At 63.3% G+C, this 20585-nt stretch carries 16 protein-coding genes; 5 read left to right on the top strand and 11 right to left on the bottom strand.

The features are described 5' to 3' along the window. Positions 1-33 precede the first annotated feature (33 nt). The 3 genes from AB7E19_RS01500 (at position 34) to AB7E19_RS01490 (ending at position 3157) form a co-directional block, all read left to right on the top strand. Complete coding sequence (locus AB7E19_RS01500) at positions 34-471, top strand: PliI family lysozyme inhibitor of I-type lysozyme (protein ID WP_319921384.1); 438 nt, start codon at positions 34-36, stop codon at positions 469-471. A 349-nt stretch (positions 472-820) separates the two neighbouring features. Beyond that, positions 821-2548, top strand: a complete 1728-nt coding sequence (locus AB7E19_RS01495; protein WP_427934546.1) for an ABC-F family ATP-binding cassette domain-containing protein — start codon at positions 821-823, stop codon at positions 2546-2548. A gap of 72 nt (positions 2549-2620) precedes the next feature. Continuing rightward, positions 2621-3157, top strand: a complete 537-nt coding sequence (locus AB7E19_RS01490; protein WP_202041329.1) for a GNAT family N-acetyltransferase — start codon at positions 2621-2623, stop codon at positions 3155-3157. 43 nt (positions 3158-3200) lie between these two features. Here AB7E19_RS01490 and yjeH read toward each other — a convergent pair whose 3' ends face one another. Then, entirely contained in the window at positions 3201-4481 is a 1281-nt protein-coding gene (yjeH, locus tag AB7E19_RS01485; RefSeq protein WP_427934545.1) for an L-methionine/branched-chain amino acid transporter, read from the bottom strand. A gap of 125 nt (positions 4482-4606) precedes the next feature. After that, complete coding sequence (locus AB7E19_RS01480; RefSeq protein ID WP_042864259.1) at positions 4607-5899, bottom strand: HAAAP family serine/threonine permease; 1293 nt, start codon at positions 5897-5899, stop codon at positions 4607-4609. A 496-nt stretch (positions 5900-6395) separates the two neighbouring features. Between AB7E19_RS01480 and AB7E19_RS01475 the strand changes: the two genes are divergently transcribed. Next, positions 6396-7301, top strand: coding sequence for a LysR family transcriptional regulator (locus tag AB7E19_RS01475; RefSeq protein WP_039039436.1), 906 nt, complete (start codon positions 6396-6398; stop codon positions 7299-7301). Positions 7302-7407: 106 nt separating this feature from the next. Further along, positions 7408-8799, top strand: a complete 1392-nt coding sequence (locus AB7E19_RS01470; protein ID WP_203764462.1) for an MATE family efflux transporter — start codon at positions 7408-7410, stop codon at positions 8797-8799. Positions 8800-8880: 81 nt separating this feature from the next. Here AB7E19_RS01470 and accA read toward each other — a convergent pair whose 3' ends face one another. The 9 genes from accA to bamA all read right to left on the bottom strand — a co-directional run bounded on the left by accA (position 8881) and on the right by bamA (position 20568). Continuing rightward, positions 8881-9831: an acetyl-CoA carboxylase carboxyl transferase subunit alpha gene (gene accA, locus AB7E19_RS01465; RefSeq protein WP_010673419.1), complete on the bottom strand. Its 951-nt coding sequence runs from the start codon at positions 9829-9831 to the stop codon at positions 8881-8883. Between the two features lie 16 nt (positions 9832-9847). Beyond that, a complete protein-coding gene (gene dnaE, locus AB7E19_RS01460; RefSeq protein ID WP_139736831.1) occupies positions 9848-13327 on the bottom strand; it encodes a DNA polymerase III subunit alpha in 3480 nt (1159 codons plus the stop codon). A 53-nt stretch (positions 13328-13380) separates the two neighbouring features. Further along, complete coding sequence (gene rnhB / locus AB7E19_RS01455) at positions 13381-13971, bottom strand: ribonuclease HII (protein WP_427934544.1); 591 nt, start codon at positions 13969-13971, stop codon at positions 13381-13383. Between the two features lie 78 nt (positions 13972-14049). After that, positions 14050-15189, bottom strand: coding sequence for a lipid-A-disaccharide synthase (gene lpxB, locus AB7E19_RS01450; protein WP_039039432.1), 1140 nt, complete (start codon positions 15187-15189; stop codon positions 14050-14052). Then, a complete protein-coding gene (lpxA, locus tag AB7E19_RS01445; protein ID WP_010673415.1) occupies positions 15182-15973 on the bottom strand; it encodes an acyl-ACP--UDP-N-acetylglucosamine O-acyltransferase in 792 nt (263 codons plus the stop codon). The genes lpxB and lpxA overlap by 8 nt, the downstream gene beginning before the upstream one ends. A 2-nt stretch (positions 15974-15975) precedes the next feature. Then, positions 15976-16437, bottom strand: a complete 462-nt coding sequence (gene fabZ / locus AB7E19_RS01440) for a 3-hydroxyacyl-ACP dehydratase FabZ (protein ID WP_010673414.1) — start codon at positions 16435-16437, stop codon at positions 15976-15978. Between the two features lie 24 nt (positions 16438-16461). After that, positions 16462-17481, bottom strand: coding sequence for a UDP-3-O-(3-hydroxymyristoyl)glucosamine N-acyltransferase (lpxD, locus tag AB7E19_RS01435; protein ID WP_039039449.1), 1020 nt, complete (start codon positions 17479-17481; stop codon positions 16462-16464). A gap of 3 nt (positions 17482-17484) precedes the next feature. Continuing rightward, the gene (locus tag AB7E19_RS01430; RefSeq protein WP_029313943.1) at positions 17485-17997 is read right to left on the bottom strand and encodes an OmpH family outer membrane protein; all 513 of its coding nucleotides are present in this window, start codon (positions 17995-17997) and stop codon (positions 17485-17487) included. Positions 17998-18144: 147 nt separating this feature from the next. Further along, entirely contained in the window at positions 18145-20568 is a 2424-nt protein-coding gene (bamA, locus tag AB7E19_RS01425; RefSeq protein ID WP_139736830.1) for an outer membrane protein assembly factor BamA, read from the bottom strand. Positions 20569-20585 lie beyond the last annotated feature (17 nt).

Raw genomic sequence — 20585 nt, 5'->3', positions numbered from 1 at the left:
ACAGACACACAAGCAGCAACAAGGGTCCTCTCCATGAAAGCCTTATTCCTTACTCTCGGCCTGCTCACCCTGCCCCTCGCCAGCCAGGCGGCGGACGGCTTCTTCAAGCAGATGACGCTCCCCTCCGGCAAGGTGGTGACCGTCAGCGAAGGGCGCGGCGAGCCCGCCTCCACCGGCAGCTACGACGTGCGCCTCTACTCCGGTGCCAACCCGCAGTTTCCGCTGGATCAGTTCATCGACGGCAAGGTGCTGCCGCGCGATGGCAGTATCAAGGAGATCAAGCTGCTGGATCTCAACGGCGACAAGCAGCCTGAAGTCATCGTCGTGGTAGAGAGCGCCGGCAGCGGCAGCTACCTGAGCGCCGACGCCCTCACCATCAATCCCCAGGAGGGGCTGGAGAGCTTCAACCACGTGGAGGGACTGGCCCCCAGTGACGATGTAATTGAGGCCCTCAAGACCCCCCGCGACTGACCCCCCACGCCCCGTATCACGGGGCGTTTTTTACCCCGCGCCTCCCGATGCGGTGCCCACGGCCCCCCACAGGGCGGATGGACGACTGTTTTTTTCTGTGCCTATAATCGCCGCACCCTGCCATAACGAAACACAAGGAGGTAAAAAATGGTTATCCAAGCGTGTCCGATGTTCTCGGCTCGCCTGTTCGGCACATTCAAGTGCTCTTGCCTGCATACCATCGCGCTGCGATAGCGGGTTCGAGCAAAGCCGACTCCCTTCCATACCGAGACCTTTCTCGACTCTGCCGTTGTCGCCAGCGCTCCTGATGACAGGGATTTCCCATCCCGCGATTTAAGAGAGCAAGAGCATGACAACCCTGATGAGTACCCATTCCCTGCAGATGAGTGCGGGGCACCTTCCCTTATTTGATCACCTCGAACTCGGCATTCGCGCAGGCGACCGACTCGGCCTGATTGGCGCCAACGGCTGCGGCAAGAGCACATTGCTCGCGCTGCTGGCGGGCGAGCGCACGCCCCAGGCCGGCCGGATCGTGCAGGCCGCCGCCTGCCGCTGCGAGTTCGTGGCCCAGCAACTGCCCGCCGGGCTTTCCACCCTCAGCACCCGCGCCGTGCTGCTGGATGCCCTGGGCAACGACCCCGCTGCCGAATGGCAGGTGGACAAGCTGCTGGCCGAACTGCAGCTGGAGGCCCAGGCCACGTTGCCGGTCAGTGCACTGAGCGGTGGCCAGCACAGCCGGCTGCAGATAGGGCGCGCCCTGCTGCGCCAACCCAACCTGCTGCTGCTCGATGAGCCCAGCAACCACCTGGACTTGCCCGCCTTGCTCTGGCTCGAGCAGTTTCTGCTGGGCTGGCGCGGCGCCTTCGTGCTGGTCTCCCACGACGCTCGCCTGCTGGACCGCGTCACGGATCAGACCCTGATCCTGCGAGACGGCCAGTTGCACCGCTTCGCCCTGTCCTGCAGCCAGGCCAGGGCGGCGCTGGCTGCCGAGGATGAGCAGACCCGCCTGCGCCGGGCGGATGAGCAAAAGGAGATAGACCGCCTGAGCGCCAGCAGCAAGCGCCTCGCCATCTGGGGGCGGGAGCATGACAACGAGAAGCTGGTGCGCCAGGCCAAGTCCATGGAAAAACGCATCGCCCGCCTGCAGGAGGAGCAAAGCCAGGTGGCGGCGCTGGCCCCCTGGCGGCTCGAGCTGCGCGGAGTGAGCCTGCCCGCCGACACCCTGCTGCGACTGGAGGCCCTCGACGTATCGCCGGCACCGGCACTACCGCCGCTGCTGCGTGCCGAGGGGCTCTGGCTGCGGGCAGGGGACAGGGTCGCCCTGCTCGGTGCCAACGGCACCGGCAAGTCCTCCCTGCTGCGCCAGTGCTGGCGCGAACTGACTGACCTGAGTCCGCAGGCGGGCTGGTACTGCCACCCCGGCGCCAGCATCGCCTATTACGATCAGTCCCTGCAGCAGCTCGCTGACGACGCCACCCTGAGCGACGCGCTGTACCCCCTGGCCCCTCTGCCTGAGGTGACGCGGCGACAGGCGCTGATCCGGGCGGGCTTCCCCTATGCCCGCCACGGCCAGCAGGTGCACACCCTGAGCGGGGGCGAGCGGGCACGGCTGCTGTTTCTCGCCCTGTCCCTCGGCAGCCACCACATGCTCTGGCTCGACGAACCCACCAACCACCTGGATCTGGCGGGCAAGGAGGAGCTGGCCGACGCCATTGCCGCCTTCCCGGGGGGCGTGCTGCTGGTCTCCCACGACCGGGAGCTGATCGAGCGCAGTTGCAACCGCTTCTGGCTGATACAGGACGGGCGCATCCAGGAGGCTCACAGTGCCGAGCGGGCCTATGCCGAGCTGCTGGGCGATGCCCCCTTGCCGCAGGCGGGCAGCCCGGCTCGATCAGGTGACCCGCAGACCGCGGCCGCCACGGGGGATGACGAAGAGGCGCTGCTGGCGCGCTGGTATGAGCTCGATGCCCTGCTCGCCGCCGATCTGGCCCGCAAGCCCAGGCACCAGACCCCGCGCCTGCAGCAGCAGTGGCGTGACGAGCTGGCGCGCCTTGCCGAGCGCCTCGGCTTTGCCTGACGCCAGCCCGGATCATCCATCTCTTGTTACGCAACACACGCGGCCAGCCACGGCTGGCCGCAAGGAGTCATCATGACATCAGCACCACCCCACATCAGGCTGGATCCCGTCACCGACACCGACCTGCCTCACATCTATCGCGGCCTCTCCGATCCCCGGGTCGTCGCCTACTACGGCGTCAGCTACGACAGCCTGGCGGCATGCCGGGCACAGATGGATTGGTATGCCGAGCTGACCCGCACCGGCCGTGGCGCCTGGCACCTCATTCGCGACCGACTCTCGGGCGAGCCGCTGGGGGCCATCGGCTACAACGATGCCGACCCGACTCACCGGTGTGCCGAGCTGGGCTACTGGCTCTATCCCGAACACTGGGGCAAGGGGGTAATGAGCGCGGCGCTGCAACTCTGGCTCCCGCTCACTTACCGCACCACCGACCTGCACCGGCTGCTGGCAGTGGTGGAGGAGCCCAACCACCCCTCCGCCCGCCTGCTGGAGCGGGCCGGTTTTCACTACGAGGGCACGGCGCGGGAGTGCGAGCGCAAGGGGGATGGCTTCATCTCCCTGCGCCACTACGCCATCTTGCGCAGCGACCTGCCCGCCAGCCTGTGACCCGCAACAACAAGCCCCGCACTGCGGGGCTTTTTTTCGGGAGTTACTTGATGGCGCAGACACCCTCATCGGACGCCGAGCGGCGGCGTCTGCGCCGCCACAGGGAGAAGCCGCCATACCCCAGGCTCAGCACAAGGGCATAGAGCACCTGGGTGGCGAGGGCCAGCAGCACCAGGGCACAGAGCAGCACGCTGAGGCCCGCCAGCCCCTTGCCGGTCCCCGACAACAAGCGCCAGCCGGCCGCCATGCAGAGCAGATAGACCAGCACGAAGTTGCCGTTGGCGTAGCGGATCAGCGCATCGAGGGGCAGACGCAGCCAGAGGATCAGGGTGATGGAGACGAAACAGATGGCGAGCACCCAGGCAAGGGCATGCAGAGGAGCGCCCCGGGCCGAGAGGCGAGAGAGGGAGACCGGCAGTTTGCCCTCCCGCGCCATGCTCCAGATAAGGCGCGCAAAACCTTGCAGGTAGATGTTGATGCTGGCGAAGCAGGAGAGATAGCCCAGCACCGCCACCAGCCACTTGGCGGTGGGGCCGAACAGCAGGGAGAGCAGGGCCGGAATGGCGGTGGCATTGGTCGCCTCGTCCCCGTAGAGGTCATATTTGAGCACCACCAGCGAGTGAACCCAGTAGATGAGCCCCGCCAGCAGCACGCCCCCCAACAGGGCAAGGGGGTAGTCCCGCTCTGGCCGCTTGAACTCCTCCCCCATGTGAGCGAAGGCCTCGAGCCCCACGAAACACCAGAACATCACCGCCAGCGCCGAGCCCATGGCGGGCCATTCGCTCGCCGTTGGCAGAGGCTGGGCGGCATCGCGCCAGCTGAGATCCCCCTTGACCCAGATAAGCAGGGTGAGCCCGAGAATGGCCAGGGCGATCAGCAGTTGCAGGTTGCCGGAGGAGCGCGCTCCCCGCAGCCCCAGCAGAAAGACCCCGAGCAGGGTGAGCAGCTGGATGCCCCAGAGGGTCCACTCCCCCATGTCGAACAGGGCGTGCCAGAAACCGGCGGCGATGGTGAGGGCGGCAGGCAGGCCCACCGGCAGCACCGCCAGAAACAGGAAAGCGGAGAAGCGCTCGGCGCCGTTGCCAAAGGCCAGGCCAATCAGATGGGGGGCGCCACCCGCGTGGGGATAACGCCGCCCAAGGCGGGCGAAGGTAAAGGCGATGGGCAGCACCAGGGCAATCAGCAGCAGCCAGGCCCACAGCGACGCCCCTCCCGCCAGCGAGGCGGCGGTGGCCGGTACCACGAAGATCCCGGTACCGAGCAGGGAGGTGGCGAGCAGCCCCATCCCCTGCCAGAGCCCGAGATCCTTTTTCAACCCAGACATATCCTGTTGTCCCGTCTAGAAAAACATCCCGCCATGTTAGGCCGCCACCACCGCTTTGTTAAGCATTTGTGCCCATAAAAAAACCGCCCCGAGGGGCGGCTTTCTCACAGGGATGAACGCTGTCATCAGGCAATCAGCTTGTAGATGATGCCGGACATGGCGATGAGGCCGATGAGGGTGACGAAGCCGTTGCTGAGGTTGCCGGCATATTTGCGCATGGCCGGTACCTTGGCGATGGCGTACATCGGCATCAGGAAGAGCAGCATGGCGATGATGGGGCCGCCCAGATCTTCAATCATGCCGAGGATGCTCGGGTTGATGGTGGCCACGGCCCAGGTGGTCAGGATCATGAAGACCGCGGTCACCTTGTTCAGCTGCTTGACGTCGACGTTCTTGCCCTTCTCGCGCAGGGACTTGGCCATCAGGCCGTTCATGCCCTCTTGCGCACCCAGGTAGTGACCCAGGAAGGACTTGCTGATGGCAACCATGGCGATGAGCGGTGCCACGGTGGCGATCACCGGGTTGTCGAAGTGGTTGGCCAGGTAGGAGAGGATGGAGATGTTCTGCTCCTTGGCTGCTGCCAGGTCAGCCGGGGAGAGGCTCAGCACGCAGCTGAACACGAAGAACATCACCGTCATCACCATCATGACGTGGGCGCCCAGCAGGATGTTGCTGCACTTCTTCTCGGCGTTGGCGCCGTAGCGGCCTTTGTTGTCCACCGCGAAGGAGGAGATGATCGGGGAGTGGTTGAAGGAGAACACCATCACCGGGATGGCCAGCCACAGGGTCTTGATGAAGTCGCCGTTGAAGGCCTCACCCAGCGCAGGGGCTTCGGTGATGATGGCACCGTTCCAGTGCGGGATCAGGTAGAGCGCCAGGCCCATCAGGGTGATCACGAACGGGAAGACCAGCACGCTCATCGCCTTGACGATGACCTGGCCGCCCAGGCGAACGATCGCCATCAGACCCAGGATCAGCACCAGGGAGAGGATGGCACGGGGAGGTGCCGTCATGCCCAGCTGGTGCACCATCAGGCTCTCGACGGTGTTGGTAATGGCCACGGAGTACATCAGCAGGATGGGATAGATGGCGAAGAAGTAGAGCAGGGTGATGAACTTGCCTGCGGTCTTGCCGAAGTGCTCTTCCACCACCTCGGTGATGTCGCCGTCACGGGTGGAGCCGGACAGCACGAAGCGGGTCAGGCCACGGTGGGCGAAGAAGGTCAGCGGCAGGGCCAGGATCAGCATGGCGACCAGCGGCCACAGGCCACCGACACCGGCATTGATCGGCAGGAAGAGGACACCGGCGCCGATGGCGGTACCGTACAGACCCAGCATCCAGACCACGTCGGCCTTGTTGATGCCACGGGAGGAGGCTTTGCTCAAGCTGCCTTCAACTGCAATGTTCATGTCAGACATAGGGGTGTTCCTGTCATCAAGGAAAGTGGGATCTTAACTTGTCAGTGGGCCTGGGCCCGGTTCCTTTCCCTGGAACTCCAGCTATTCGTCCTGTTTGTTCCTCCGCCCCGGCCATCCGGCCGCCACTCCCTGTGGCAACCTAATTGCAACAAACACGGGCGGGGAGTCGTAATACAGAGGGGATCGTGCTCGCTCGTTAACAACGGGATAACGCTCACCTCATCCGATGAGATGACTCTAGTTAAAAGGCCCTATTAATCACAGCGTTTTTTTGAATTAATCAACCAAAGTTTGATTGGAATCGCCTTTCCGTCGCTTCAGATCACACTTAAATCGCCATATTACGATTTTTTTTTAACATATAAACTTTTTGGTGTGATCCACCTCACCCTTGAAACGCGCAACAATTTCGTCATAACCCCCTCGTTGCCCCCCGATTGTCTCCCGTCGCCCCATGGCGTACCCTTTGTGTCCGCCCCTTTTCTGCGTACCGACCATGACCCTCTCCCGCACCGATCTCGCCGAGCTGGCCGTGTTTGCCGCCGTCGCCCGTCACCGCAGTTTCAGCAAGGCCGCCCTCGAGCTCGGGGTCTCCGCCTCGGCCCTGAGTCATGCCCTCAAAGGGCTGGAGAGTCGCCTGGCCGTCAGGCTGCTCAATCGCAGCACCCGGGCCGTGGTGCCGACCGAGGCGGGCGAACGGCTGCTGGCCCAGGTGCTGCCAACCCTGGGGCAACTGGAGGCGGCGCTGGCGGAGCTGACGCGCCACGCGGGCGAACCCGTGGGCAGGCTCAGGCTCTGTGCCCCGCGAGCCGCCATCCAGGAGGTGCTGGCCCCGGTGCTCATCGACTATCTGGTGCGCTACCCGCGCATGCAGGTGGAGGTGGAGGAGCTGGAGCTGATGCCCCGCCTCATCGAGGATGGCTACGACGCCGCCCTCTTCTACGGCGACCTGCTGCCCCAGGAGATGATCTCGGTTCCCCTGGGCCCGCAGCAGCGCTATCTGGTGGTGGGCTCCCCCGACTATCTGGCACGGCGTGGCACCCCTCGCCACCCCTCGGATCTGCGCCAGCACGACTGCATCGGCTACCGGCTCACGCCCCATCACCACTATCGCTGGGCCTTTGCCGCCGAGGGGGAACTGCTGGAGATCGAAGTGACGGGCCCGCTCACCACCAGCACGCCCGCGCTCTATCTGGGGGCGGCCGAGGCGGGGCTCGGGCTCGCCTACTGCCATGAAGGGGAGGTGTTCGACGCACTGGCATCGGGGCGGCTGGTGAGCGTGCTGGATGACTGGAGCCCCAGCTTTGCCGGGTTCAACCTCTTCTATCCGGGCCGGCACCAGCTGGGGCAAGGGCTGCGAGCCCTGATCGACATGCTGAAGGAGTATCACAGGATCCGTTGATTGATGAAATCTATTCAGCAATCCATCAAATGAAAGCCTGATTATCAATTAAACCATAAGAAACTAGACTGTCTGCTCGATTCCGGCCCTTTTCCCGAGTACAGATATGTCCGCCTACTTCCGTCTGCGTCAACGGGCCATGGCCCGCCGTTTCTGGGGCTATGCCCTCCCCTCCGTCATGGCCGTGCTGGTCTCCGGCGCCTACTACCTGGTAGACGGCATCTTCGTCGGCCACTACGTGGGGGCCGCCGGCCTTGCCGGCATCAACCTGGTCTATCCGGTCATCATGGTGCTCATCGGCCTCGCCGCCATGATCGCCATGGGGGCCGCCACCGCCATCTCCTTCCAGCAGGGCGCCAGGAACCTCGCTCTGGCCCGCCAGGCTCTGGTCAGCGCCCTCTGGCTGCTGCTGATCCTGGGCACGGTAGCGCCGCTGCTGCTGCACCACTGGCACACCGATATCCTGCAGGCCCTGGGAATGGCCCCCGGCACCGACACCTGGCAGCAGGCCAGCGACTACCTCACCTGGATTGGCGGTGGCACCCTGCTGCTCGCCAGCAACCTGGCGGTGCCCTACCTGCTTCGCAACGACGGCCGCCCTCGCCTCGCCATGGTACTGGTGAGCGGCGGCGCCCTCCTCAACATCCTGCTCAACTACATCATGGTGGGCCGGCTCGGGCTCGGCCTCACCGGCACGGCCCAGGCCACCCTCCTCTCGGAGGCCGTGGTCAGCCTGCTCGGCCTGGGGTACTTCTTCTCCCGCCACGCCCGGTTGCGGCTGACCTGGCGCCAGCTGGTGCCACGCTTCCCGGCCATGCCCGGCCTGCTCTTCACCGGGCTGCCGAGCCTCATCGCCCAGTTCAATCTGGGGCTGCTGTTGCTGCTGCACAACAGCCAGCTGATGGTGCACGGCACGGTCAAGGATCTGGCGGGCTTCACCGTGGCGGGATACACGGAGGCGGTCTTCATCGTCATCCTGCAGGGACTGGCGTTTGGCATCCAGCCCCTGGTGAGCCAGGCAGCCGGGGCCGGGCGCTATCGCGACCTCCAGTTCCTGATGGCGATGGGGCTCAAGATCACCCTGGTCTATGGCCTGGGGGTCTGGCTGATTGTCCAGCTGCTGCCGCAGCCGGTCGCCATGCTCTACACCGGTGATCAGGACGCAGAGCTGCTCGCCGCCGCCATCAGCAGCCTGACCCTCAACCTCGCTGCCCTGCCCCTGGAGGGGATCGTCATGTTCGGCATCGTGCTGTTGCAGGCCATGGCCCGCACCCGCCAGGCCCTCGTCATCTCCGTGGCCAAGACGGTGCTGCTGCTGCCCCTCATCTTCCTGCTGCCCCTCTGGTGGGGGCGCGACGGGGTCTTGATGGCACAGCCCGCCACCGTGCTGCTGCTGACGCCCCCCCTGTGCTGGCTGCTGTGGCGGGAGTGGCGGGCCCTGAGCCCTGCCGGAGGGCGTGCTTCCGTCCGTATGCAACGGGCGCTGACCGCTCCCTGAGGCCCGCCCCGGCGTCCCCCCACAAACGTCGCCCATAAAAAAAGTCCCCGCATGCGGGGACTTTTTATTGGAAGCGGCAGATCAGCAGTAGCCGTAACCCAGCAGACGCTGGTAGCGCTGCTCCAGCAGTTGCTCGCTGTCGAGGGGGCGCAGGGCATCCAGATCCTGCTTGATGCGCGCTTTCAGGTGCTTGGCCATCTTCTCCACGTCGCGGTGGGCACCGCCGAGGGGCTCCTCGACGATGTTGTCGATGAGCTTCAGCTCCTTCAGGCGCTGGGCGGTGATGCCCATGGCATCCGCCGCCACCGAGGCCTTCTCGGCGCTCTTCCACAGGATGGAGGCGCACCCTTCCGGGGAGATGACGGAGTAGGTGGAGTACTGCAGCATGTTGACCCGATCGCCCACGCCGATGGCGAGAGCGCCGCCGGAGCCGCCTTCACCGATCACGGTGCAGACCACCGGCACGGTCAGGCCGGCCATGACTTTCAGGTTGCGGGCGATGGCTTCGGACTGGCCACGCTCCTCGGCACCCACGCCGGGGTAGGCACCCGGGGTGTCGATGAAGGTGATGATCGGCATCTTGAAGCGCTCGGCCATCTCCATCAGGCGCAGGGCCTTGCGGTACCCTTCCGGGCGCGGCATACCGAAGTTGCGCTTGATCTTCTCCTTGGTCTCGCGACCCTTCTGGTGACCGATGATCATCACGGGCTCGCCGTCGAGACGGGCGATGCCGCCGACGATGGCCTTGTCATCGGCATAGGCGCGATCCCCGGCCAGCTCGTCGAAATCGGTGAAGATCTGCTCGATGTAGTCGAGGGTGTAGGGGCGCTGGGGATGACGTGCCATCTGGGATACCTGCCAGGCACCCAGATCGCCGAAGATCTTCTTGGTCAGCTCTTCGTTTTTCTTCTCCAGCCGGCGAATGTCTTCGCTGAGATCCACGGCACTGTTGTGCTCGCTCACATGGCGCAGTTCATCGATCTGTGCCTGCAACTCGGCGATCGGCTGTTCAAAATCCAGAAAAAGACTCATAGGGACAATAGATCCTCTAATCAAAAACCAATTCAACCCGCTCTCGTCCAAGCAGGACTCGCAAGTCATCTATCAGTTGATCGGTGGGCGTCACCCGCCACTCGGTACCGAGCGTCAATCGCACCCGGGAACCGGGGCGACGATAGTTTACCTGAACCGGACAGACTCCGGCACGGGCGGGCTCCAAAATCTCGCACAAACGCGGGAAAAAGCGCTCGTCAATGCGTTGTTCATCGAGGGAGATGCGGATTGCCCTGGCAAAACGCTCCCTCGCATCGTTGATATCCAGCAACTCGCGGGCCGACATTTTAAGGCCACCGGAGAAGTCATCAAAGCTGACCTGTCCAGAAACCACTAAAATACGGTCTTTTTGCATCAATTCTTCGTATTTTTCCAGCGCTTCACTGAAAAGGGTCACATCCAGACGGCCGGAACGGTCGTCCAGGGTGAAGATCCCCATCTTGTTGCCGCGCTTGGTCACCATGCTGCGCGCCGCGATCACCAACCCCGCCGCCGTGGTCACCGTATCCCGGGAGGTGGGATGCAGATCGCACAGTCGGCCCGAGGTGTAGCGCCGCAGCTCGCTGCTGTACTGGTTGATGGGGTGACCGGTGAGGTAGAGCCCGAGGGTCTCGCGCTCCCCTTCCAGCCACACCTTGTCGGGCCAGTGCGGCACGTTGGCGAACGCCTTCTTGACGTCGTCGATCTCCTCCGTGAGCACGCCGAACATGTCGACCTGCCCCACCGCCTGGGCCTTGGCGTGCTGCTCGGCGGCGCGCATCGCCTCCTCCAGGGTCGCCATCAGGGCGGCGCGGTGGGGGCCGAGCCTGTCCATGGCGCCGGAGAGGATGAGCTTCTCCATCACCCGCTTGTTGAGCTTCTTGATGTCGACCCGGTTGCAGAAATCGAACAGGTCGCGGAACGGACCGTCCCGATCCCGCGCGTCCAGGATCGCCTCGATGGGCCCTTCCCCGACCCCCTTCACCGCGCCGATGCCGTAGACGATGTGGCCGTCCTCGTTGACACTGAAGCGGTAGCGACCGGTGTTGACGTCCGGCGGGATCACGGTCAGCCCCATGCGCTGACACTCGTCCACCAGGGTCACTATCTTGTCGGTGTTGTCCATGTCCGCGGTCATCACCGCCGCCATGAACTCCGCCGGGAAATGGGTCTTGAGCCAGAGGGTCTGGTAAGAGACCAGCGCATAGGCAGCGGAGTGGGACTTGTTGAAGCCGTAGCCCGCAAACTTCTCCACCAGATCGAAGATCTTCATCGCCAGTTCGCCGTCGACGCCGTTCTTGACCGCCCCCTCCTCGAAGCCCGCCCGCTGCTTGGCCATCTCTTCGGGTTTTTTCTTGCCCATGGCCCGACGCAGCATGTCCGCGCCACCCAGGGTATACCCCGCCAGGGTCTGGGCGATCTGCATCACCTGCTCCTGGTAGAGGATGATGCCGTAGGTGGGCTCGAGTATGGGTTTGAGGCTTTCGTGCTGCCACTTCTCGTCCGGGTAGGAGATGGCCTCCTTGCCGTGCTTGCGCTCGATGAAGTTGTCCACCATGCCCGACTGGAGCGGGCCCGGGCGGAACAGGGCCACCAGCGCGATCATGTCTTCGAAGCAGTCGGGCTGTAGCCGCTTGATGAGGTCCTTCATGCCGCGGGATTCGAGCTGGAACACCGCCGTGGTCTCGAAACGCTGCAAGAGGGCGAACGACTTCTTGTCGTCGATGGGGATGGCGGCGATGTCCACCGGCGGCTTGCCCTCTTTGGCAAGACGGGGGTTTATCATGCCAAGGGCCCAATCGATGATGGTGAGCGTGCGCAGACCCAGGAAGTCGAACTTCACCAGCCCGGCATACTCCACGTCGTTCTTGTCGAACTGGGTGACCGGGTGATGCCCCTCGTCGTCGCAATAGAGCGGCGCGAAGTCGGTGATCTTGGTAGGTGCGATCACCACGCCACCGGCGTGCTTGCCGGCGTTGCGCACCACCCCTTCCAGGCGGCGGGCCATGTCGATGAGGTCCTTGACCTCCTCGTCCTGCTCGTAGAGCTCCGGCAACTTGGGCTCGGCTTCGAACGCCTTGGCGAGGGTCATGCCCGGATCCGGCGGGATCAGCTTGGAGATGCGATCCACAAAACCGTAGGCGTGGCCCAGCACCCGGCCGACGTCCCGCACCACCGCCTTGGCCGCCATGCTGCCGAAGGTGATGATCTGGGACACCGCCTCCCGGCCGTACATCTCGGAGACGTGATCGATCACCTCGTCGCGCCGGTCCATACAGAAGTCGACGTCGAAGTCGGGCATGGAGACCCGCTCGGGGTTCAGGAAACGTTCGAACAGCAGGTCAAATTCCAGCGGATCCAGGTCGGTGATCTTGAGGGCGTAGGCCACCAGCGACCCCGCCCCCGAGCCCCGGCCCGGACCGACCGGGATGCCGTTGTCCTTGGACCACTGGATAAACTCCATCACGATGAGGAAGTAACCCGGGAAGCCCATCTGGTTGATCACTTTGAGCTCGATGTCGAGACGCTCGTCATACTCGGGACGACGCTCGGCCCGCACCGCCGGATCCGGGAACAGGAACTCCAGCCGCTCCTCCAGCCCTTCCTTCGACTTCATGACCAGGAAGTCCTCGGTGGTCATGTCGCCGGTGGGGAAATTGGGCAGGAAATACTCGCCAAGGCGCACCGTCACGTTGCAGCGCTTGGCGATCTCCACCGTATTTTCCAGGGCTTCCGGGATGTCGGCAAACAGCTCCGCCATCTCCTCCTGACTGCGCAGGTACTGCTGGGGGCTGTAGCGGCGCGGTCGGCGCTTGTCCATCAGGGTGTAGCCGTCGTGGATGGCGACCCGGATCTCGTGGGCGTCGAAGTCATCGGCGGTGAGGAACACCACCTCGTTGGTGGCCACCACCGGCAGTTCGAACTCGGTGGCAATGGCCACCGCCATGTGGAGGTAGACCTCCTCGTCCGGGCGGCCGGTACGCAGCAGCTCCAGGTAGTAGGCATCCGGGAAGTGGGTCTGGTAGAAGGCGAGGCAATGCTCCACCATCTGGCGGTTGCCCTTGAGCAGGAACTTGCCCACATCCCCCTCGCGCCCGCCGGAGAGGACGATCACCCCCTTGGCATGTTCGCCAAGCCAGGCCTTGTCGATGACGGGGCGCCCCTGCACGTGACCGCGCTGATAGCCGCGGGAGATGAGCAGGGTGATGTTCTGGTAGCCGTCGTTGTCCATGGCGAGCAGGGTGAGGCGAAACTGCTCGTCCCCAAGCTCGTCGCTCTGCACCCAGAAATCCGCCCCGACGATGGGCTTGATCCCCTTGCCGTGGGCAGAGCCGTAGAAGCGCACCAGGCCGCACATGTTCATCTGGTCCGTCAGGGCCAGGGCCGGCATGTTGTTGGCGGCGGCAGCGGAGACGATGGGACCGATCTTCTGCAGGCCGTCGACCATGGAGAAGTCGGAGTGCACCCTCAGGTGGATGAAACGAGGATCAGCCATGGTCACGCCCTCTCATTGCGCAAGCAGAAATCGTTCAGACAGATCGGCATCGGTTATTCGATCCCCTGGGCGCGGCGCACCGGCTTGAAGCTCTGCCGGTATTCGGGCAGCGGGCCCCGTTCGGCCAGAATGGCGAGGTGCTCCGCCGTCGGGTAGCCCTTGTGGCGGGCGAAACCGTACTCGGGATGGCGGCTGTCCAGCTCGGTCATCTCGGCGTCCCGGGTCACCTTGGCGAGGATGGAGGCGGCGCTGATGGCGGCCACCAGGCTGTCACCCTTGACCACGGCGCGGGCCTCCATCGGCAATCTGGGGCAGCGGTTGCCGTCGATGAAGACCAGCTCGGGCGTCACCTTGAGCCCCGCCACGGCGCGCTGCATCGCCAGCATGGTGGCGTGCAGGATGTTGAGCTCGTCGATTTCCGCCGGGCTGGCGCGGCCAATGGCATAGGCCAGCGCCTTCTCTTTGATCTCGCCAAACAGGGCGAGGCGCTTCTTCTCGGAGAGCTTCTTGGAGTCGGCGAGGCCAAGGATGGGATTGGCAGGATCCAGGATCACCGCGGCGGTGACCACGTCACCCACCAGGGGGCCGCGACCCACTTCGTCCACCCCGGCAATCAGCTTGTCTTCGGGAATATCGATCGTCATCTCATAGCCTTGAATCAAAACCGGCCCCGCAGGGCCAGTATCAGCACAACATCACGCCTGACACACAGGCAGAGCCCACTAGCGTTCCAGCAGCGCGGCAACCGCTTCCGCTGCCTGCACATCCGCATTGCAGCGGATCTTCTCGTGCAACCGGGTGAAGGTGGCGATGAGCTCGCTGTTGTCATGGTCCAGCAGCTTGCTCACCTCTTCCACCAGGTTGGCCGGGGTGCACTCGTGCTGGATGAGCTCGGGCACCAGCATCTTGTCCGCCAGCAGGTTCGGCAGGGAGACATAATCCGTCTTCACCAGCCACTGGGCCAGCAAGTAGCTGAAGGGTTTGAGCTTGTAACCCACCACCATGGGCTTTTTCACCAGCATGGCCTCGAGGGCCGCGGTGCCGGAGGCGAGCATCACCACGTCGGCGGCAATCATGGCCTCGCGGCCCTGACCGTCCAGCAGCACCATGTCGAGCTCCGGGGCCACCTCGGCCTTGATGGCGAGGAACTGCTCGCGCCGTTTCTGGTTGACCAGAGGCACGATGAAACCGAGATCCGGGTTGTGCACCGTCAGGTGCTTGCACGCCTCGAGGAAGACCGGCGCCATGAAGCCCACTTCCGCCGTGCGGCTCCCCGGCAGCACCGCCAGCCAGCGACGGGCGGGATCGATGCCGAGGGCCTCGCGCACCGCCCCTTGATCCGGCACCAGCGGAATGTCGTCAGCCATGGTGTGGCCAACGAAGCGACAGGGGGCATCGAAACGGTCGTAGAAGGCTTTCTCGAACGGCAGGAAGGCGAGCACCATGTCGGTGGCGGCCTTGATCTTGTGAATGCGGCCCTGACGCCAGGCCCAGACGGAGGGGCTGACATAGTGGACCGTCTTGATACCGGCGCGGCGCAGTTTCAGCTCCACCCCGATATTGAAATCCGGTGCATCCACACCGACGAAGATGTCGGGGGGATTGGCGATGAAGTGGCGCAGCAGTTCGCGGCGCACCTGGAGGATGCGGGGCAGACGGCCCAGCACCTCGGTGATGCCCATGACGGAGAGCTCCTCCATCTCGAACAGCGCCTTCACGCCGAGAGCCTGCATCCGCGGCCCGGCGATCCCTTCGAACTGCGCATCCGGGTAGCGGGCTTGCAGTTCGCGCACCAGCCCTGCGGCCAGGATGTCGCCGGAGGTCTCTCCGGCGACGATGCCGATGCGAATGGGATCAGGCACGGATGATCCCGCGCTCGTTGTCCTTGAGGAAATCCACATAGAGCTGGATGGCCGGTTCGCTCTGGGCCATCTCGCTCAGCACGGGCAACACCTCTTCAATGGTCTTGCCGGAGCGGAAGATCTCCTTGTAGGCGCGCTTGACGGCAGAGATCGCCTCGGCGCTGAAGCCACGACGACGCAGGCCTTCGGAGTTGACCCCGAACGGCTTGGCGTAGTTGCCGGCGGCCATCACGTAGGGCGGCACGTCCTTGTTCAGGGCAGCGCAGCCGCCGACGAAGGCGTGGGAGCCGACGCGGCCGAACTGGTGAATGGCAGACAGACCGCCGAAGATCACGAAGTCACCGATGTGCACATGGCCCGCCAGGGTGGCGTTGTTGGCGAAGATGCAGTTGTCACCGATGATGCAGTCGTGGGCCACGTGAACGTTGACCATGAACAGGTTGCCGCTACCCACCTTGGTCAGGCTCTGGTCCTGGGTGGTACCGCGGTGCACGGTGCAGTTCTCGCGAAACACGTTGTTGTCGCCGATCTCGAGGAAGGTGCGCTCGCCGGCGTACTTCTTGTCCTGGCAATCCTCACCGATGGAGGTGTGCTGGAAGATCTTGTTGCCGCGACCGATCTTGGTCGGGCCCTTGATCACCACGTGGGAGCTCACCCAGGTGTTGTCACCGATTTCCACCTCGGCGCCGATGACGGTGAAGGGGCCGATTTCAACCCCTTTGCCGATGACGGCAGACTCATGGACGATGGCGGTGTCGTGGATGATGGCAGTCTGATCGATCACGGTTATACCTCGCGCTTGGCGCACATCAGTTCGGCAGTACAGACCACTTCACCGTCGACGGTGGCGACACCGGTGAACTTGGCGATGCCGCGACGCTCCTTCAGGAACTCCACATCCAGCACCAGCTGATCGCCGGGGCCCACCGGGCGCTTGAAGCGGGCATTGTCGATGGAGGCAAAGTAATAGAGCTCGTTGGGTGACGGCTTGCCCACCATGGTGAAGGCCAGGATACCGGTGGCCTGGGCCATGGCTTCCAGGATCAGCACGCCGGGGAAGACCGGCTTGGCCGGGAAGTGGCCCTGGAAGATCGGCTCGTTGAACGAGACGTTCTTGATGGCGCGCAGGGTCTTGCGCTCATCGCTGATCTCGTAGTTTTCCACCTTGTCCACCATCAGGAACGGATAACGGTGGGGCAGCAGATCCATGATTTCCTGGATACCCAGGCTCTTCTTTTCAGTAGTCAAAACAGTACCCTATACCAATCGTGATTATTCTTGATCCAGCTTTTTCTCAAGCTTGCTCAACCGCTTGTGCATCTCTTCGATACGCATCACCCGGGCGGCGGTCTTGCGCCACTCTTTATTGGTTTGCAGGGGGATGCCGGAAGAGTAGATACCGGGCTCGGTGATGGGACGCATCACCATGGCCATGCCGGTGACGGTGGCCTGGTCGCAGATCTCCATGTGCCCGTTAAAGACGGAGGCACCACCAATGATACAGTATTTGCCGACCTTGAGACTACCGGCCATCACGGTGGAGCCCGCCACGGCAGTGCCGTAGCCGATCTCGACGTTGTGGGCGATCTGGCACTGGTTGTCGATGATGACGTTGTCAGCGATGCGGGTATCTTCCAGCGCACCGCGGTCGATGGTGGTGCAGGCACCGATCTCGACCCGGTTGCCGATGGTCACGCCACCGAGCTGGGGGATCTTGATCCACTCGCCGCGCTCGTTGGCATAACCGAAACCGTCTGCCCCGATCACGGTGCCGGCCTGTACCAGACAGTCCGTGCCCAGGGTCACGTTGTGATAGAGGGTGACGTTGGCCCACAACCGGGAGCGCGCTCCCAGTCGGGTATCCTTGCCAACGAAACAGCCCGGGCCGATACGCACATCGTCACCCAGCACGACGCCGGATTCGATCACCGCATTGGCACCGATGGCCACTCTCTCGCCCAGTTGCACGTCCGCCGCGATGACGGCGCTCGGATGGATATCCATGGCCGGCTGCGGGGTGGTGTCCAGCAGTTGGGCAACCCGTGCAAAGCCCACGTAGGGGTCCTTGAGCACCAGGGCGTTGGTGGGGCAAAACGGCAGGTCTGCCTCGGTGATGAGCACGGCAGTGGCCTTGCTCTGCTCCAGAAAATGCCGGTACTTCTTGTTGGACAGGAAGGCTATCTCCCCCTCCCCGGCTTTTTCCAGTGTCGCGACCTTGCGAATTTCCCGGGTCCCATCCCCATGGACCTCGGCCCCCAGTTGCTGGGCCAGCTGTGCGAGAGTGAATGCCATCAATTAGTTGCTCTTGCTAACCTGAGAAATAACCTGGCCGGAGATGTCCAGCTTGCTGGCTGCATACGGGGCGGCGTTGCGCTCCAGCACCAGATCGTAGCCATTGCTCTTGGCGATGGCGTCGATGGCAGCCTGCACCTTGGTCAGGATCTTGTTGCGCTCTTCGGACTGACGGCGACCGTTGTCCTGTTCAAACGCCTGACGCTTCTGGTTGAACTCCATCTGCAGCTTGGCCAGCTTCTCCTGGCTCTGCTTTTTCTGTTCGGCGCTCATGAAGGCTTCGTCCTTCTTGAACTTCTCGACCAGTGCCTGACCGTCGGACTCCAGCTTCTGCAGTTCACGCATGCGCGGCTCGAACTCGCCCTTCAGCTTCTTGGCAACGGCTTCACGCTGGGGCAGCTTTTGGAAGACTTCGCCCATGTCGACCACGGCAATCTTGGTCTCAGCGAAGGCAGAACCCATGCCGGCAGCCATCAGTGCAAAGCTCAAACCAGCTACTTTCAACGCTTTATTCACACTTACTCCTTGGTCCCTCGGTCGAGGGCTACCTGATTTACCTGATTGTGCAAGCGATCCACGAGATCGTCTTGTTACCTGGTGAGGCGCGCAAATGCGCGACCCATCATGCTTCCCCCCGCCATGGCGGGGGGGCGTCCGCTTCCCTTAGAAGGTACGGCCGATGTTGAAGGAGAAGACTTCGGTGTCGTCCCCTTCATATTTCTTGATTGGTCTTGCCAGCACGAACACCAGCGGGCCCATGGGAGAGAGCCACTGCAGCGACAGGCCGGTCGACATCCGGATGTTGCTCGGGTCGGAGTAGTCCATCAGATAGTTGCAACCACTGAAGCAACGGTTCTGATACTGGCTGTAGTCGAAGTGGGTATCCCACACGGAACCGGCGTCGATGAAGAAGCTGGTCCGCAGCTGGGGCTGATAGGTCTCGGAGGCAAAGGGCGTCGGCACGATCATTTCCAGCGAGGCCACCGCCAGGGCGTTGCCCCCGACCGAGCTGTCAGTGCCCTGGATGACGTCGTTGCCGCCCAGGTTGTAGTAGTAGAGCGCCTTCGGACCGACCGTGTTGCTCTTGAAACCACGCAGGGTGTCGAAGCCACCGGCGTAGTAGTTCTCGAAGAACGGCAGGACGTGCTCGTAATCGCCATTGGTGCCGTAGCCATCGCCGTAGGAGGCACGGGCCTTGGCCAGCATGACCCATTTGTGATCGGCATCAAACGGGAAGTAGTGGGCATCTTCGGCGTTGAGCTTGAAGTACTGCAGATCCATGCCGGGCACCGTCACCTTGGCGTTCACCCGCTGGCGGTCACCGGAGGTCGGGAACTGACCCTTGTTGAGGGTGGAGCGGGTCCAGCCGGCGGTGACGTCCACGGTGTTGAACACCATGCGGTTGTCGCCATCCAGATTGCCGTTGTAGACCTTCCAGAACTCGTCCACCTGTACATAGGGGTTGGGCTGGGACAGTTTGTTGTTCTCGTAGCCCAGGCTGAAGTCGAGACGGTTGTTCTCGTTGACCGGGAAGCCGCTGGAGAGACGGAAACCGACGGTGGTGTTCTCGTAGTCCACGATGTTGGCGTCGGCCGCACTGAACTTGTTGTAGTAGAGACGGCCGCCCAGGCTCACCCCGTCCACGGTGAAGTAGGGGTCGTTATAGCTCAGGTCGACGCTCTTGGAGTAGTCGTTGGTGCTGGCGTTGATGCCGATCTTCTTGCCGGTCCCCATGAAGTTGTCCTGCTGCAGACCCGCCTGCAGGCTCAGACCCGACTCGGTGCCGTAGCCGATACCGGCGTTGATGGACCCCGCCGGCTGCTCCTTGACCTTGAAGTCCAGATCGACCTGGTCATCGCTGCCCGGCACCCGCTTGGTGTCCACTTCCGCGGTCTCGAAGAAGCCGAGGCGGTTGAGACGGGTCTTGGACTGCTCGACGTTGTCGGAGGAGAGCCAGGTGCCCTCCATCTGGCGCATCTCGCGACGCAGCACTTCGTCCTTGGTGGTGACGTTGCCGCTGAAGTTGATGTTGCGCACATAGACCCGGGGACCCGGCTCCACGTTGACGATGAGCTCCACTTCCTTGGTCTGGTCGTTGATCTGGGGGAAGGTGACCACTTTCGGATAGGCGTAGCCGTAACGGCCGAGGAACTTGGAGAGCACCTCTTCGGTATGGGTCACCTGACTGGCGGAGTAGACGCTGCCCGCCTCGATGGGGATGAGGCCCTTCATCTCGCCGCCGCGGTCGATGAGGTCGCCCTTGAGCTGGATGCCGGAAACCTTGTACTGCTCCCCTTCCTTGACGTTGAGGGTGACATAGACCCCCTTCTTGTCCGGGGTCATGGAGACCTGGGTGGACTCCTGGGTGAAGCGGATGTAGCCGCGGTCCATGTAGTAGGAGCGCAGCACTTCGATGTCACCGGCCAGCTTCTGCTTCTGGTAGCGCTGATCGCCGGTGAAGTTCCACCAGGGCACGTCGTCCTTGAGGGAGAGCTGGGCCAGCAGCTTCTCTTCCGGGAAGACGTTGTTGCCGACGATGTTGATCTGCTGGATCTTGGCCGCTTCCCCTTCCACGAAGGTGAACTTGAGGTCGACCCGGTTGCGCGGCAGCGGGGTGACGATGGCCTTGACCTTGGCGGAGTACTTGCCCACGCCGTAGTAGAAATCTTCCAGCCCTTTCTCGAGGGAGCTCAGCACGGTGCGATCCAGCGGATCACCCACGCGGATCCCGGAGGATTCCAGGCTCTGGGTCAGTTGCTCTTCCTTGATATCCTTGTTGCCGGAGAACTCGATGCTGGAGATGGTCGGGCGCTCCTTGACTACCACTTGCAGCACCTGACCGTCGCGATAGACCTTGACGTCCTCGAAGTTGCCGGAGGCATAGAGCTTCTTGATGGCGTTCGCCAGGGACACGGAGTCGACGGAATCACCGACCCGCACCGGCAGATTCAACAGGGCGGCACCCAGGGTCACCCGCTGCAGGCCCTCGACCTGAATGTCTTGCACCACAAAAGAGGCCGGGGCAGCCTGAGCCAGGAAGCTGGCCCCCAGCAGGCAACTCAACACCAATGCTTTTTTAACAGCCATTTTGTTCTTATGTGTCC

The sequence above is a fragment of the Aeromonas sp. genome (assembly GCF_050252055.1).
GTDB classification, from domain to species: Bacteria; Pseudomonadota; Gammaproteobacteria; order Enterobacterales; family Aeromonadaceae; genus Aeromonas; species Aeromonas caviae.
The sequence above is the reverse complement of the archived record's forward strand: the minus strand, read 5'-3'. Positions and strand labels throughout refer to the sequence as shown.

What these genes read in the sequence shown, in the direction of transcription:
- AB7E19_RS01475 (WP_039039436.1), top strand. Translation starts at nt 6,396, where the DNA reads ATGACCCTCTCCCGCACCGATCTCGCCGAGCTGGCCGTGTTTGCCGCC.
- accA (WP_010673419.1), bottom strand. Translation starts at nt 9,831, where the DNA reads ATGAGTCTTTTTCTGGATTTTGAACAGCCGATCGCCGAGTTGCAGGCA.
- yjeH (WP_427934545.1), bottom strand. Translation starts at nt 4,481, where the DNA reads ATGTCTGGGTTGAAAAAGGATCTCGGGCTCTGGCAGGGGATGGGGCTG.
- AB7E19_RS01480 (WP_042864259.1), bottom strand. Translation starts at nt 5,899, where the DNA reads ATGTCTGACATGAACATTGCAGTTGAAGGCAGCTTGAGCAAAGCCTCC.
- AB7E19_RS01490 (WP_202041329.1), top strand. Translation starts at nt 2,621, where the DNA reads ATGACATCAGCACCACCCCACATCAGGCTGGATCCCGTCACCGACACC.
- AB7E19_RS01470 (WP_203764462.1), top strand. Translation starts at nt 7,408, where the DNA reads ATGTCCGCCTACTTCCGTCTGCGTCAACGGGCCATGGCCCGCCGTTTC.
- rnhB (WP_427934544.1), bottom strand. Translation starts at nt 13,971, where the DNA reads ATGACGATCGATATTCCCGAAGACAAGCTGATTGCCGGGGTGGACGAA.
- lpxD (WP_039039449.1), bottom strand. Translation starts at nt 17,481, where the DNA reads ATGGCATTCACTCTCGCACAGCTGGCCCAGCAACTGGGGGCCGAGGTC.
- bamA (WP_139736830.1), bottom strand. Translation starts at nt 20,568, where the DNA reads ATGGCTGTTAAAAAAGCATTGGTGTTGAGTTGCCTGCTGGGGGCCAGC.
- AB7E19_RS01495 (WP_427934546.1), top strand. Translation starts at nt 821, where the DNA reads ATGACAACCCTGATGAGTACCCATTCCCTGCAGATGAGTGCGGGGCAC.
- AB7E19_RS01500 (WP_319921384.1), top strand. Translation starts at nt 34, where the DNA reads ATGAAAGCCTTATTCCTTACTCTCGGCCTGCTCACCCTGCCCCTCGCC.
- dnaE (WP_139736831.1), bottom strand. Translation starts at nt 13,327, where the DNA reads ATGGCTGATCCTCGTTTCATCCACCTGAGGGTGCACTCCGACTTCTCC.